A 13,829-nucleotide genomic window follows, 5' to 3' on the forward strand; every position below is an offset into this window, starting at 1 on the left:
AATCATTAATGATCGTTTTACATGATCTTTAGCCAGGCATAGGTTGATCAGGCAAACAAACCGCAGCCAGTGGCGGATCGAGTCTTCGAATCCGAGGTTGTGGAACAACAATAATTTCCCACTGCACCACGGAGTCAACGTGAATCACGCATCTGAATCAGCCAGAATTCGCAACCATCCCCGGTACAAGGATTTGGTCTCACGGCAGCGAAGATTCGTCGCTTGCCTGACCGCCGCAACCCTTGTGCCGTACTTCACGTTTATCCTCGTCGCCGCGTTTGCCCCCCAGTTGCTGGCGACGAAGCTTTCCACCACGAGCACGATCACTATCGGTTGGCCGCTGGGTGTCGCTTTCATTATCGGCGCCTGGTTGTTTACCGGCGTGTACATCCTGCGTGCCAATGGCGAGTTCGATGAACTGACCGCAGAAATCCGCGTGGGGGCAGTCGTATGAAACCTGTCGTTCAATACCTCATCGTTCCTGCACTCCTGGGCACGACCGCCATGGGGGCCATGGCCGCCGACGTGTTGCAGCACGTCGAAAAACAACCCCTGAACATCACCGCGATCTCGATGTTTCTGGTCTTTGTGGTGACGACCCTGGGCATCACCTGGTGGGCCGCCTCCAAGACCAAATCCATGGACGATTTCTACACCGCGGGTGGTGGGATTACCGGCTTCCAGAACGGCCTGGCACTGGCGGGCGACTACATGTCGGCCGCGGCTTTGCTGGGTGTCACCAGCATGATTTTCTTTAACGGCTTCGATGGCGTGCTGTACTCGATCAGTTTCTTTGTCGCCTGGCCCCTGCTGTTGTTCCTGTTTGCCGAGCGCATCCGGAACCTGGGACGCATCACCATTTCGGACATTGCCTCGTTTAGGCTCGATCAAAACCGGATTCGAACCCTGACCGCCTTCGGTTCACTGACCGTGGTGTGCTTCTATCTGGTGGTGCAAATGGTGGGGGCGGGGCAGTTGATTCAGTTGCTGTTCGGCCTGCCTTACAACTATGCGGTGATTGCGGTCGGTCTGTTGATGGCGGTCTACGTCTCCTTTGGCGGCATGGTCGCCACCACCTGGGTGCAGATCATCAAGGCCGGGCTGCTATTGGTGGGCGGCACCTTGCTGGCGTTCCTGGCGATGAGCAAGTTCGGCTTTTCCTTTGAACTGCTGTTCGAGAAAGCGGTGGCCGCGCACCACGATGGCGAGCGGATACTGTTGCCCAGCAAACTGGTGGCCGACCCGCTATCGCTGATCTCACTGGCACTGGGCCTGGTGTTTGGCACCGCGGGATTGCCGCATATCCTGATGCGCTTCTTTACCGTGGCGGACGCCAAGCAGGCGCGTAAATCGGTGTTCGTCGCCACCGGTTTCATCGGCTTTTTCTACCTGATCGTTGGCGTGCTGGGCCTGGCTGCGATCGTGATCGTCGGGCAGGACCCGGCCTTCTACGAATCCGGCATATTGGGTGGCAAGCTCATCGGCGGCGGCAACATGCCGGTGATGCACCTGGCCAAGGCCGTGGGCGGCGACTTCCTGCTCGGCTTCATCTCCGCCGTTGCGTTTGCCACGATCCTGGCGGTGGTGTCCGGACTGACCATGGCCGGTACCTCGGCGATTTCCCATGATCTTTATGTGATGGTCTTCAAGAAAAACCGGGCCGATGCCAAGGACGAGCGGCGGGTGTCGCGCCTCGCTTCGGTGGGCATCGGCATCGTCGCGGTGGTGCTGGGTATCTTGTTCAAGGACCAGAACATTGCCTTCCTGGTGGCGCTGACGTTCGGCGTCGCGGCCTCGGTCAACTTCCCGATACTGGTGCTTTCGATGTACTGGAAAGGGCTGACCACCCGAGGGGCGTTGATCGGTGGCATTGCCGGCCTGATCAGCGCCGTCAGCCTGGTCATTCTCTCGCCTGCGGTGTGGGTCAAGGTGCTGGGCAACGCCGACGCGATCTTCCCCTATGACTACCCGGCGATCATCTCGATGAACCTGGCCTTCCTGTTCACGTGGCTGGGCTCGGTCACCGACCGCAGCAGCGAAGCTGCGCTTGAGCGCGCGCGTTTCGATGATCAGCTGATCCGTGCCCGGACCGGGCTTGGCGCATCCCGGGCTGTCAGCCATTAAGGGGCGATCCCCATCATCTCCATATCCTGATTTTGCGCCATCTGCAAAAGGAGTCAGCCATGCAACTACGAGACAATGGCTTGAGATTTTCACCCATTACTGTCGTGCTCCATTGGGTCGTGGCGTTATCGCTGCTCACGATCCTGTGCCTGCAGGTTTCTATCGCCCACGCCACCGGCGAGGCCGCGCGGATGGAGTTCGCGAGGGTTCAAAACCTGATCGGCCTGATTCTGTTTCTGGTATCGATCTATCGGTTCTGGGCCAGGATCACGGCTTACCATCCTCTGCCCGTGGGCACCCCCAACCCCATAGAGGTGATCATCAGTCGCTCCGTGGCGGTGGCGCTCGCCCTGGCGATGGTGCTGCTGCCGATCGCGGTCTGGGCTTCAAGGTCTGCCGCCGGAGAAGCAACGGATCTGCCCTGGGGCTTTTCGATTCCAGCGCTGCTGCCTGCCAATGAAACGCTGAAACACGTTGTCGATGTGCTGTTTGATATCGGCGCCTCGTTGTTCCTCGCCGGCCTGGCCCTGCATCTGTTCGGCGCAGTCAAGAATCACTTTCTCCTGAAGAACGACACGCTCAAGCGGATGCTTGGAAAACATGTGGAGTTGTGAGCAATGAACGAAGACAGATTCGATTTTGCGGGTAATGCCATTACTCGCCTGTGTGGCGTCAAGTACCCGATCTTTCTCGGCGGCATGGCGGCTATTTCCGGCCCGCAACTGGTGGCGGCAGTCGCCAACGCCGGGGGGATGGGCGTCATGGGCGGGCTGCGTCTGCCGCCGTTGGCCTTGCGTCGATGGCTGCAGGAAACCCGCGCGCTGACCGACCAGCCCTTTGGCGTGAATCTGGTACCGCAGTTCGGCGGGCCGGATGTATTCGAAGCGCAATTTCAGGTGGTGCTCAAGGAAAAACCCCGACTGCTGTCACTGTTTTATGCCGAAGCGTATTCCGCCGACATGATCCCCCGGGCGAAAGACGCCGGCCTGGTGGTCATGGTGCAAGTGGGCTCGGTAGCACTGGCGAAAAAGGCGATCGCCCAGGGGGCCGACATTATCGTGGCGCAAGGCAGCGAGAGTGGCGGTCACCTGAATCGCGGCACGATCGGCATCATGCCGTTGTTGCCTTCGATCATTGCCGTCGCCCAAGGGCGTCCCGTCCTGGCGGCCGGCGGCATCACCACCCGCGACGATGTCCGCGCCTTGATGTCACTCGGTGCGTCCGGGGTGGTGGTGGGCACCGCTTTCATCGCCACCGATGAGTCGAATGCGCATCCGCTGTACAAGCAGAAAATCGTCGAGGCGACTACCGATGACTCCGAATACCGCACGGGCTATTCGTTCGGCTGGACTTATGGCACGCCGCACCGGGTAATTCCCAATCGGGACAAGTGGAACCTGCTGCGCTTCATCGGCGGCGGTGCCCGGGCGATCGACAAGCCGCGCATGGCCAGGAAGCTGTCGCTGTACGCGGGTCAGGGTGTGGGGAAAATCCACAGCGTCGTCCCTGCAGCGCAGCGCATGGCTGAACTTGCGTTGGGGTTGCCACTGACCACATTCCGGCCGCAAGCCGGAGAGGGCGGTGCCATCGACTATGCCGCTCAAGGCAGGATCTGTCTGTAGGAGCGAGCTTGCTCGCGATGAACTCAAAGGCGCCGCGTTAATCCTGAAAGCACGCGTTATCGTTAACGACCATCGCGAGCAAGCTCGCTCCTACACAGGCCGGGCAATCTGCTCATGGGCCATCCCAACGAACGCACTCATGGCCGAGGTGAGCATCGAGTCGTTCCTGCGGATGAACACCGTTGAAACCCTGGCGAACTCGGGCGGCAAGGTGTGGCAGCGGATGCCGTGGCGCACACTGCAGTTTTCGGCGATGGCCTTGGGCAGCAAGGTCACGCCCATGCCCGCGGCGACGCAGGACAGGATACCGTCGAGCGTGCCCAGTTCCATGATCTGGTTGGGCACCAGCCCGACCTGGTAGAACCAGTTTTCCAGGGTCGAGCGATAGAAGCAGCCCGTGCGGAATACGAGCACGGTTTGCTGGGGCATTTTATCGATCAACGCAGCCAGTGAATCGAACTGACTGCTGCTGACCAGCACCAGTTCTTCCTGGAAAACCTCTTCCTGCGCCAGCGCCGAGTTCTGGTGGAACCCACCAACGAAGGCACCGTCGAGTCGATGCGCTTCGATCGCCTTGATCAGCTCCACCGTGGTACCGGTGAGGAGCGACAGCTGCACGTCGGGGAATTTTTCGCGGTACCTGGTGAGGACCTGGGGCAAGCGAATGGCGGCGGTGGTTTCCATCGAGCCCAACCGCAGCAGCCCTGTCGGGCTACCGGTGTCCATCAAGGCGCTGCGACTCTCTTCGGTGAGTTGCAGGATGCGCCGCGCGTAACCAAGGAAGGTTTCGCCCGCCGAGGTCAGCACCACCCCGGACTTCTTGCGGATGAACAGTTCGCGGTTGAGCTCGGCTTCCAGCTCCTTCACCCGCATGGTGACATTGGACTGCACGGTGTTCACGTTGACCGCCGCGGCGGTGAAGCTGCCCAGCTCGGCCACCGCGCAGAAAATCTTCAGCTGGCGCATTTCCATGATCATTGTTACCTATCATAAAAAGTGATGGATGGCATCACGAGGCATCATTTTACTGGCTTTGTCGGCGGTTAGTAAAGTGAACAAAACAGGACTGACGAGCGGGGCATGACGATGACACCGACTTCACACATTGACCATGTCTTTGCCGGTGGCCTGGACGTGTTGAAACCCGAGGGGCAACGCACGGGCATCTTCAAACGGAAAATCTCAGGCCCTGCTCGAGTGGAGCTGAACGGGATTGTCGGTGACCAGCACGGCGATACCAGGGTTCATGGCGGGCCGGAAAAGGCGGTGCATCAATATGCGGCGCAGCACTACCAGCGATTGGCCCAGGCGTTTGCGCACAGTGCCCCGGAGCTGAATCCGGGCAGCCTGGGGGAGAATGTTTCAGCGCATCAGCTCTCTGAACGGGATGTGCATATCGGTGACGTGTTCCGGATGGGCAGTGCGGTGTTGCAGGTCTCTCAGCCGCGCAGTCCGTGCTGGAAAATCAATCATCGCTTCGATGCCGAGCGGATGTCGATGTTCGTCGCCAAAGAGCGAATCACCGGTTGGTATTACCGGGTCATCCAGCCGGGATTCATCGAGGCGGGGGACGGCATAGAACTGCTGGATCGGCACACCGAGCGCTTTTCCATCGACGAGTTCTGGCAGGTGCAGCTGTCGCATCGGCCGGTGATCGATGATCTGCTGGCGTTGGCAACAACCCATGGTTTGGCCGAAGACTGGAAGCAACGTCTGACGAAACGGGCAGAGTGGCTGCAAAAGACGTTCAGGACTGAGACAACGGCACAGCTACAAACACAGCTTCATAAGTTGTGATCAAAAGATCATTAATCATCATTTTACATGATTCATTTTTTACAGGTGGTGCCATGTCGAATCCTCTGCTGTCCCTGCTGAACATCGAACTTCCGATTATTCAATCGCCCATGGTCGGCGTTTCCACCCCAAGACTCGCGGCTGCAGTGTCCAATGCCGGTGCGCTGGGCTCCATCGGCATCGGCGCGAGCAACGTCGAACAGGCGCGGGCCATGCTGCGAGAGACGACGGCGCTGACAGACAAGCCCTTCAATGTGAATGTGTTCTGTCACCAGCCTGCCGTCCATGACGAGGTTCGAGCGTCGCAGTGGTTGAATGTCCTTACTCCGTTTTTTGCCGAGTTCGGGGCGCAGCCGCCTGCCTCGCTGCGTGAGATCTATACCTCGTTCGTCGAGGACCCGGACATGCTGCAGATGCTGCTGGAAGAGCAGCCAGCGGTAGTCAGCTTCCATTTTGGCTTGCCTGCGCAACCGGCGATCGATGCTCTCAAGGCCGTCGGCATCGTCCTGTTATGTTCGGTGACCAACCTGACCGAAGCGCGGTTGGCCGAACACGCAGGGGTGCATGCCCTGGTGGCTCAAGGTTACGAAGCCGGGGGACATCGCGGGGTATTCGACCCTGAGCAGGACACTGAAATGGGAACCTTCGCGCTGGTACGCGTGCTGAGCGCCGAATGCAGCCTGCCGGTAATTGCGGCGGGCGGCATCATGGACGGCGCAGGGATCACGGCAGTGATGCAGCTGGGAGCCAGTGCCGCGCAGTTGGGTACGGCGTTTATCCTCTGCCCGGAATCTTCCGCCAACGGCGCTTATCGTGAGGCCCTGAAAGGTCCGCGGGCACACCAGACCCAGGTCACCAGCGCCATTTCCGGCCGTCCCGCCCGGGGCATGGTCAATCGCAACTTCACTGGCCTGGAGGTGACTGGCGCGCTGCCGGATTATCCGCTCACCTATGACGCCAACAAGGCGCTCAATGCGGCGGCAAGCGCCCGCGCCAACACGGATTTTGCCGTACAGTGGGCGGGGCAGGGGGCTCCACTGGCCCGGGAGATGCCGGCGGCGGCGTTGGTCAAGCTGCTGGCGGCGCAGATGAGATTCTGATTCGCTACAGCCGTTTCCCGGGTGCGGAATTCATGACCGGCGGTCAGTTGCCTGGAATTTTCAATGATGCCCGTACTCGACCGTTCGATCAGCAATGGCTTTTCAATGGCGGTGATTTCCGCCCGGGGCACACGCAATGATATCGGTCGAAGACTTCAGGACCCAATCCCACGCACTGCTGATCGAACTGGATGCCGCCACGATGGGCATGATGGTGCTGGTTTCATCCAGATGCGTTTCAGGGCCGGCGTGGGACGATGCGACCAAAAGACATCACGATGCGTACGAGATCTGGAACGCCTTTCTCAACGTGCCTGATTCCGTTCCGCCTACTCACTGAACTCATCACCCTCTGACCAAGGACGGCTTTGGGGCGATACGCCACGCCAGTAGACGGGGAGCGCCAGGCATCGACGCCCGATCCGGTGAATTCCTGGACTGAAGGATTTTTGCGTTTCAGCGCAACGATCGGAACGCCGTGCGCAGTTCCTCAATAAACAACTGCGGCTGTTCCCAGGCCGCGAAGTGGCCACCCTGTTTCGCCTGGTTGAAGTAGATCAGGTTGCCATAAGCGCGCCTTGCCCAGCTTTCCGGCGGGTAATAGACATCATCCGGAAACACCGTGACGGCCACCGGCAACTTGATCTCAGTAGTTTTCTGCGCGGCCGAAGAGAGCGGGCTGCGGCCCATGTTCTCCCAGTAGAGCCGTGCTGCCGAAGCGCCGCTGTTGGTCAGCCAGTACAGCGTAATGTCATCCAGCACTTGATCCCTGGTCGGCGACTGCCGAGGGTCGGCGCCGTATGTCCATTTGGCGAAACCTGGATGCACCAGCAGCAGCGCCGCGAGGAACACCGGCGAGTCCGTCGCGCCGTAGCCGATCATTTGCGGCCGTGCGGCCATCATCGTGCTGTAGGCCAAATTGCCCTGTTTGACCAGGGTGGCGACAGCGTCGAAAGTCGCGCGCTCCTCCTCGGAGAATCCCGCCGGCGCCGGCCCGCCGACAGCCAGTGCCGCGCCGGCCTCCGGCGGAATCGTCGCCGGCAGATTCAGATGAATGCCGCGCAACCCGGCCGGTGCCTGTCGCGCCATCGCGCTGGTGATGGGGCCACCCCAGTCGCCGCCCTGGGCCACGTAGTGGGTGTATCCCAGGCGCTGCATCAGCTGCGCCCAGACCCGCGCGATCCGGTCCGGGTCCCAACCGGGGCCAGCCGGTTTACCGGAGAAGCCGTAACCTGGAATGGACGGTATCACCAGATCAAATGCATCGGCGGCCTTGCCCCCGTGTGCGGCCGGGTCGGTGAGTGGGCCGATCACCTCGATGAACTCGAACACCGAGCCAGGCCAACCGTGGGTCATGATCATGGGCAGCGCGTTCGGACTGGGCGAGCGCACCCAGATGAAGTGGATATCGACCCCGTCAATGGTGGTCATGTACTGCGGCAACGCATTGAGCTGCGCCTCGGCCTTGCGCCAGTCGTAATCGGTGGCCCAGTAACGAACCAGATCCTGCAACTGCGCCAGCTGTGCGCCCTGGGAGCGATCGGTAACCGTTTCCTTGTCCGGCCAGCGGGTTGCGGCAATGCGGGTGCGCAGGTCGGTGAGGTCCTTGTCCGCGATGGCGACGTGGAAGGGGCGGACGGCGTTCGCGTCGTCGGTGGGCGCTGTACTGGCGGGGGGTGGAATGGAAAGCGAGAGGACAGCCAGAACGACCGCGAGTAGGTGCTTCATCTTCACTACCTCGGTTGAGGGGCAGGATGAGTTCGCTCGTGATCAGCATAGCATCAGTGAAGAATGGGTCTTTCAGCCCGTGCACAGGGCGCATCGTTTTCCAGCTTGAGGGAGCGGATCGGCAGAACCGCGCATCGGGGTTCTGCCGCCACTCTCAGTCATTCACGCACGTTCTGGTACAGCATCAACCTCGACGTTTCATGCATACCCCGGGTCAACTCGACCAAGCGCTTGAACTCGTCCGGGTTTTTCTCTGCCACGTTGTCCAGCGGCGTCTTCGAAGCCAGGTCGTGGAGTGTCGGCGAGCTGCCGTCGTGTTCCATCTGCACCATGTAGTGCTGGGTGACGCCGGCAATCAGCGGGAAGGTGCCTTCGCGCAATACCAGCGGCACGACACGTTCACCCTCGGGTGCGGGTTGCTGGATGTCCCGGCCCATGCCGCTGTTGCGGAATTCGAGGCCGGCCATGCCTGCCACCGTCGGCAGCAAGTCCACCAGGCCCACGGCTTCCTTGACGGTACGCGTGCCGAGCAGGCCCGGGGCGTGGATGATCATCGGTACCGCGTTGCTTTCCAGGCCCAGTTGCTCGTAGGCCGGGGCCAGGAACGGGATCTGCGCGATACGGGTGTTGTGGTCGCCGAACAGCACGAAAATGGTGTTGTCGTACCAGCCGCCTGCCTTGGCGATTTCCATCAGGCGACCGATGTTGAAGTCCAGCAGGCGCACGGCGTTGTACTGTTCGACACTGCGCGATCCGGCGGCCTGTACTTCTTCCAGGGTAGGGTGCTTGACCTCGAAGCCGTCATTGGTCTTGGGAATGGTGAAGGGGCGATGGTTGCCGGCTGTCTGCACGTAGGCGAAGAACGGTTTGTCCTTGGGCAGTGCCTGTAGGATCTGGTCGGTTTCCTTGAACAGGTCCAGGTCGGAAATGCCCCATACGTCCACCACCGGGGACTTCCAGTCACGCTCTTCGAACAGGCGGACGCCGTCGATGCTCTGCCGGATCAAGGCATTCATGTTGGCCCAGCCGGAGTTGCCGCCAATGGTGTAGAGCTTCTCGTAACCGGTGAAGGCGTTGATCAGGGTGTGCTGCTTGGTGATCAGCGGGTTGCGGGTCGCGGTTTCCTGACGAGTGACGTCAGGCACCCCGCTGATACTGGCCCAGACGGTTTTCGCGGTCCCGGTCACCGGCACATAGAAGTGCTCGAAGAACCAGCTCTGGGTGGCCAGGCGATCGATGTTCGGCGTCGGATTGATCGGGTTGCCATAGGCGCCGACGGCGCTGGTACCCAGGGATTCGAGCATGACGAACATCACGTTCGGTGGTCGGTTACCCGGTACCTTGTAAGGCTGTGGTGCTTGGTGGCGCACGAAATCAAGGCGTTGCGGGTCAGGCTGTGCCACCCCCAGGTACTTGGCCATGGCGGGATAGTGTTCACGCACCTGCGCTTCGTCGTAGCGCGATTGGCCGACCTTGACCGTGTCGTACAGGAAGATCACCGGATTCAGGCCCAGTGCGGCGACCTGGTTGTTACCCGAGAAGAACGCATCGCTCCAGCGCAGCGGCACCGGGTTTTCCAGGTTCATGTTCTCGACTCGGCCCAGAATGCCCAGCAACACCACCACCACCATCACCGCGCTGCCCCATGTGACGGAGAGCGGGTGGATGACTTTGCGCGGGCGGTCCAGGGTTACGCGTTCCAGGCGCACCAGGGCCAGGGTCACCAGGGCGACGGTTGCCAGCCAACCCAGTGAAATCCAGATGACCGGGTAGGTCTGCCAGACCATGTCCCGGGAGATTTGCGCATCTTCGATAAAGCGCAGCACGGTGGCGTTGATTCTCACGCCCAGGTACGCGTAATGGCCGAAATCGATGATGTAGATCAGCAGCATGACGCTGAGGATCGCGGCCAGGTACACCCGTGCGATCCGGCGCAGCAGGCGGCTGGTGGTGAGGTTCCAGCGCGGAATCCAGGCCAGCAGCGCCACCGGCAACATCACCAGGATGGCCAGGCGCAGGTCGAAACGAAAGCCGATGCCCAGGGTTTCCAGCACGGCCGGTTCAGCGCTCAACGCGTTGGCGTCAAAGCCGGAAAAGCCGAAGAAGAACACCACCCGCAGCAGTGCAAACAGTCCAAATGCTATGGCTATTGCGCCCAGCCAGTAATGTAAACGTCGCGATTGCAGCCAACCCATCCGTGTTCCCCTAAAAAATGTCGTGAATCTAATTTCGCAATGAGCCGCGCAGCGTGTTCAACCAGCCAAAGGTCCAGCGCAAGGCCAACACCAGCAGTGCCAGGCAGCAATACAGGCCCAGCAGCGGATCGACCAGGTAGTCCCAATAATTGTGCGATGGCTTGATGCCGACGAGGAACGCCAGGGTCGCGCCGGCCAGCATCACGACGGCCAGGTAGTTGCGCAGGTAAAACAGGCCGAGTGTCAGCAATGCGACGAACACCAGCATCGGGCGCGGGCTGAAGCCGAACCGATAGGGGTCCAGGTCGCTCAAGCCCAGGGTGGCCGGGTACAGCACCAGGGCCATCACGGCAAAGAGGATCAATACGCTGGTTTGACCCTGCTGCGCAGGCGGCAGGAGATCCATTCGACGCAGGCAACCCCAGGCCATGAACACCAGGGTGGTGACGGCAAGGTCATCGATGTGGCTGCGCAAGTACGCGGCCAGGGTCAATCCGTCCAGCGGGATGAAGCTGACGGCCAGCAAGGCGAGCAACAGCGCGACACGCCAGGCCTTGTTCAAGCCAAAGGACGGCAGCAGCAGGAAGAGGATCATTGCGAAGCTGAGATGGGCTTGCCAGAGGTTGATCAATGGACACGCTCCGCCAGCCAGGCATCGTTGAAGGTCACGTGCTTGATGAAGGTGTTGTTCCAGGAATACACCAGGTGATACATACCGTCGGGACTGCGGATGAAGTAGGGGTATTCATATTCGAATTCGCAACCCTGGCTTTTGCAGACACGGGTGTCGAGGTTGCTCAGGAACTGGGCTTCCAGCGGTTGGCGGAGCGCGCCACTGGAACCGCGAAATTCCTGGCCGATGATTTCCTTATAGGCCTCGGGTGAAAACGGCGCACCCAATGGATCAGGGGATTTGTCCAGGTCCCGGAGCGAACGCCAATCGTCCATCTCTGCGTCGGTACCGTACAGGCTCAGCTTGAATCGCCCCTCCTGCAGGTCATTGAGCGCTACCAGCAACCCGTGTTCGGGGGTCGCGACCGCCGCCAACGAGGAGTTCGGATTCGATGGATCGAGCGGGTAGGGTTCACTCCAGGTTTGCCCGGCATCTTCAGTGCGGGTCGCCAGCACCCGGTGGTGGACGTTGCCGGCGTAGCGCAGCAAGGCCACACCGCGCTGCCCATCCAGCGGAACCACCGTAGGTTGCAGGGAGTTATTGCCGTGGCTGATGCGGTATTTGTCGATCACATTGCCGTCCGCACTCAAATACAGGTACTCGGCAAATTTGCCGAGAAACTCGTGATAGACCGGCAGGCCGATCGAACCGTCGGCATGAAACACCGGTGCCGAGCGGACCAGGGTGCTGATGTTCAGGAAGGGGGACGTGATCAATTGGCGCGGTTCGGACCATTGGCGGCCAAAGTCGTCCGAGACCATCACATTGACCGCACTGCCGGCCCAGCCGCCCATGGACACGGACACGTAGAACAGCCAGAGGCGATTGTCCGGCGCGAGTGCGACCACCGGATTGCCCAGCTTGCGAATGTATTTGCGGGTGCCCTGTTGAGTCGAGTCACGCGTCGCCAGGACCTGTTCCGCACCCCACTCGCCGGAGTTGGCGTCGAAGCGGGCGGAGCGCACCTGCACGTCGGCCGCGCCTTCGCGAGTGCCGGCGAACCAGACCGCCATCAGGCTGCCGTCAGGCAGGGCGGTGACCGCCGAGGAGTGCACGAAGTCTACCAGGCCGGACGAGGCGAACCGGCTGGTATAGATGGGCTTGGCCACTTGATCGGCCACCGCCATGACCGGTTTCATCAGGGCAAAGGACGAATGCACAGGGGCCGGGTGGCTGAACCATGCGCCCGCGAACAGGCAGGCAAGGGCAAGGTAGGCACCGAAGGCAGGAAGACTGGGAAGATTGATGCGCATAATTAAGGCAGAAGAGCATCTCATGGCCCGGGCAAGCGCCGTAACCTATCACTAGTAGCCGACAGCTCGGTGTTTAACGAGTCATTGAATTGTAAGTAAATGTTTTAATGATCAATATCGACCGAAAACGGCTGATGCGGTAGCGCCTAGCGCCAGTGTTTGCGGCGTTTAACCGGTGTATGACCGTCAGTCTGAAACTCCGTTTGCCCAGGCAAACATCACCGGGTTTTGTTCGTTTCTTGCCGCTGCCGCATTATTTTGGCCATTCCCGGGTCTCGTTCATTGTGCTTCGCCAATGCCTGGCGTTTTTCCCTGCTCAGGAACAGGCTCAACAGCACCGAGGCCAGGATGATGCCGGCGACCAGCGCCAGCGACCATTGGATCGGCAGATGAAACCACGGCATGAGCAACATCTTGCCGCCAATGAATATAAGGACGATGGCCAGGGCGTATTTGAGCAGATGAAAACGCTCGGTCATGTCGGCGAGCAGGAAGTACAGGGCGCGCAAGCCCATGATCGCGAAGATGTTGGAGGTGAACACGATAAAGGGGTCGGTGGTCACGGCGAAGATCGCCGGGATGCTGTCGACCGCGAATATCAGGTCGCTGGCCTCGATCAGGACCATCACCAGAAACATCGGCGTCGCCCAGCGCACGCCATCGAGCACCACGAAGAACCGCTCGCCGTGAAAGCCGTCGGTCACGCGCAAATGACCTCGCAGCCAGCCCAGTAAGGGGTTCCTGGCCAGATCGGGCTGCTGGTCGGCGAAGATCAGCATCTTTGTCCCGGTGATCATCAGGAACGCGCCGAAGACATAGAGCAGCCAGGCGAATTGCGACACCAGCCAGACCCCGGCGAAAATCATCAGGGTGCGCATCACGATGGCGCCCAGCACGCCATACAGCAAAACCCGGCGCTGCAACTCCGGCGGCACAGCGAAGTACCCGAAGATCATGACGAAGACGAACATGTTGTCGATCGACAGTGATTGCTCGATCAGGTAACCCGTGAGGAATTCAAGGGTTTTGCGCTGGGCGACCTGCGCGCCGAAGGTGTCGTTCAGGTACCACCAGAGCAGGGCGGCGAAAACCAGTGCCAGGCCGCTCCAGGCAATGACCCAGGACAGCGCCTCGCGGACGGACACGCGATGCGCCTTGCGTCCACCGAACACGAAAAGGTCCAGCGCCAGCATGCAGACGATGAAGGCGATGAAGCTGGCCCACATCCAGGGTTCGCCGATGGTCATGGAGGACATGCGATTTTTCCCGACTGATCGAGGCAGGTGCAGGTCATGCTATCGATCAGGTGGCTTCAGGAAAAATCGTTTATTTTTTGC

General features: G+C 60.4%; 12 protein-coding genes. 6 read left to right on the plus strand and 6 right to left on the minus strand.

Translation table 11 applies throughout. The annotated features are described in order from the left end of the window. Positions 1-139: 139 nt before the first annotated feature. From F8N96_RS09870 to F8N96_RS09885, 4 genes are read left to right on the plus strand one after another with little or no spacing between them, the layout of a single operon-like run. Complete coding sequence (locus F8N96_RS09870; RefSeq protein WP_150797631.1) at positions 140-454, plus strand: DUF485 domain-containing protein; 315 nt, start codon at positions 140-142, stop codon at positions 452-454. Further along, on the plus strand, positions 451-2,124 hold the full coding sequence (gene actP / locus F8N96_RS09875) for a cation/acetate symporter ActP (protein ID WP_150797632.1): 1,674 nt from the start codon (positions 451-453) through the stop codon (positions 2,122-2,124). Before F8N96_RS09870 ends, actP begins: the two co-directional genes overlap by 4 nt. A gap of 59 nt (positions 2,125-2,183) precedes the next feature. Continuing rightward, positions 2,184-2,738 (plus strand): cytochrome b, encoded by a 555-nt coding sequence (locus tag F8N96_RS09880; RefSeq protein WP_150797633.1) that lies wholly within the window; start codon positions 2,184-2,186, stop codon positions 2,736-2,738. A 3-nt stretch (positions 2,739-2,741) separates the two neighbouring features. After that, the gene (locus F8N96_RS09885) at positions 2,742-3,746 is read left to right on the plus strand and encodes an NAD(P)H-dependent flavin oxidoreductase (protein WP_150797634.1); all 1,005 of its coding nucleotides are present in this window, start codon (positions 2,742-2,744) and stop codon (positions 3,744-3,746) included. A gap of 90 nt (positions 3,747-3,836) precedes the next feature. Here the strand turns inward: F8N96_RS09885 and F8N96_RS09890 are convergent, their stop codons facing one another. Further along, positions 3,837-4,718: a LysR family transcriptional regulator gene (locus F8N96_RS09890; RefSeq protein WP_150797635.1), complete on the minus strand. Its 882-nt coding sequence runs from the start codon at positions 4,716-4,718 to the stop codon at positions 3,837-3,839. Positions 4,719-4,826: 108 nt separating this feature from the next. On the opposite strand from F8N96_RS09890, the gene F8N96_RS09895 reads away from it, so the two are divergent. After that, positions 4,827-5,543, plus strand: a complete 717-nt coding sequence (locus F8N96_RS09895; protein ID WP_224794085.1) for an MOSC domain-containing protein — start codon at positions 4,827-4,829, stop codon at positions 5,541-5,543. A gap of 53 nt (positions 5,544-5,596) precedes the next feature. Further along, entirely contained in the window at positions 5,597-6,643 is a 1,047-nt protein-coding gene (locus F8N96_RS09900; protein ID WP_150797636.1) for an NAD(P)H-dependent flavin oxidoreductase, read from the plus strand. A gap of 456 nt (positions 6,644-7,099) precedes the next feature. Here F8N96_RS09900 and F8N96_RS09910 read toward each other — a convergent pair whose 3' ends face one another. From F8N96_RS09910 to F8N96_RS09930, 5 genes are all read right to left on the minus strand, one after another. Then, positions 7,100-8,371, minus strand: a complete 1,272-nt coding sequence (locus tag F8N96_RS09910) for an epoxide hydrolase family protein (protein ID WP_150797638.1) — start codon at positions 8,369-8,371, stop codon at positions 7,100-7,102. A 158-nt stretch (positions 8,372-8,529) separates the two neighbouring features. Further along, positions 8,530-10,566 carry an LTA synthase family protein gene (locus tag F8N96_RS09915; RefSeq protein WP_150797639.1) on the minus strand — a complete coding sequence of 679 codons (2,037 nt, stop codon included), beginning with the start codon at positions 10,564-10,566 and terminating at the stop codon, positions 8,530-8,532. 28 nt (positions 10,567-10,594) lie between these two features. After that, positions 10,595-11,197 (minus strand): hypothetical protein, encoded by a 603-nt coding sequence (locus tag F8N96_RS09920; protein ID WP_150797640.1) that lies wholly within the window; start codon positions 11,195-11,197, stop codon positions 10,595-10,597. Then, on the minus strand, positions 11,194-12,492 hold the full coding sequence (locus tag F8N96_RS09925; RefSeq protein WP_150797641.1) for a sialidase family protein: 1,299 nt from the start codon (positions 12,490-12,492) through the stop codon (positions 11,194-11,196). The genes F8N96_RS09920 and F8N96_RS09925 overlap by 4 nt, the downstream gene beginning before the upstream one ends. Positions 12,493-12,710: 218 nt before the next feature. Further along, the gene (locus F8N96_RS09930; RefSeq protein WP_150797642.1) at positions 12,711-13,748 is read right to left on the minus strand and encodes a TerC family protein; all 1,038 of its coding nucleotides are present in this window, start codon (positions 13,746-13,748) and stop codon (positions 12,711-12,713) included. Positions 13,749-13,829: the final 81 nt, after the last annotated feature.

The sequence above is a fragment of the Pseudomonas fluorescens genome, assembly GCF_902497855.1.
Classification (GTDB): Bacteria; Pseudomonadota; Gammaproteobacteria; order Pseudomonadales; family Pseudomonadaceae; genus Aquipseudomonas; species Aquipseudomonas fluorescens_BI.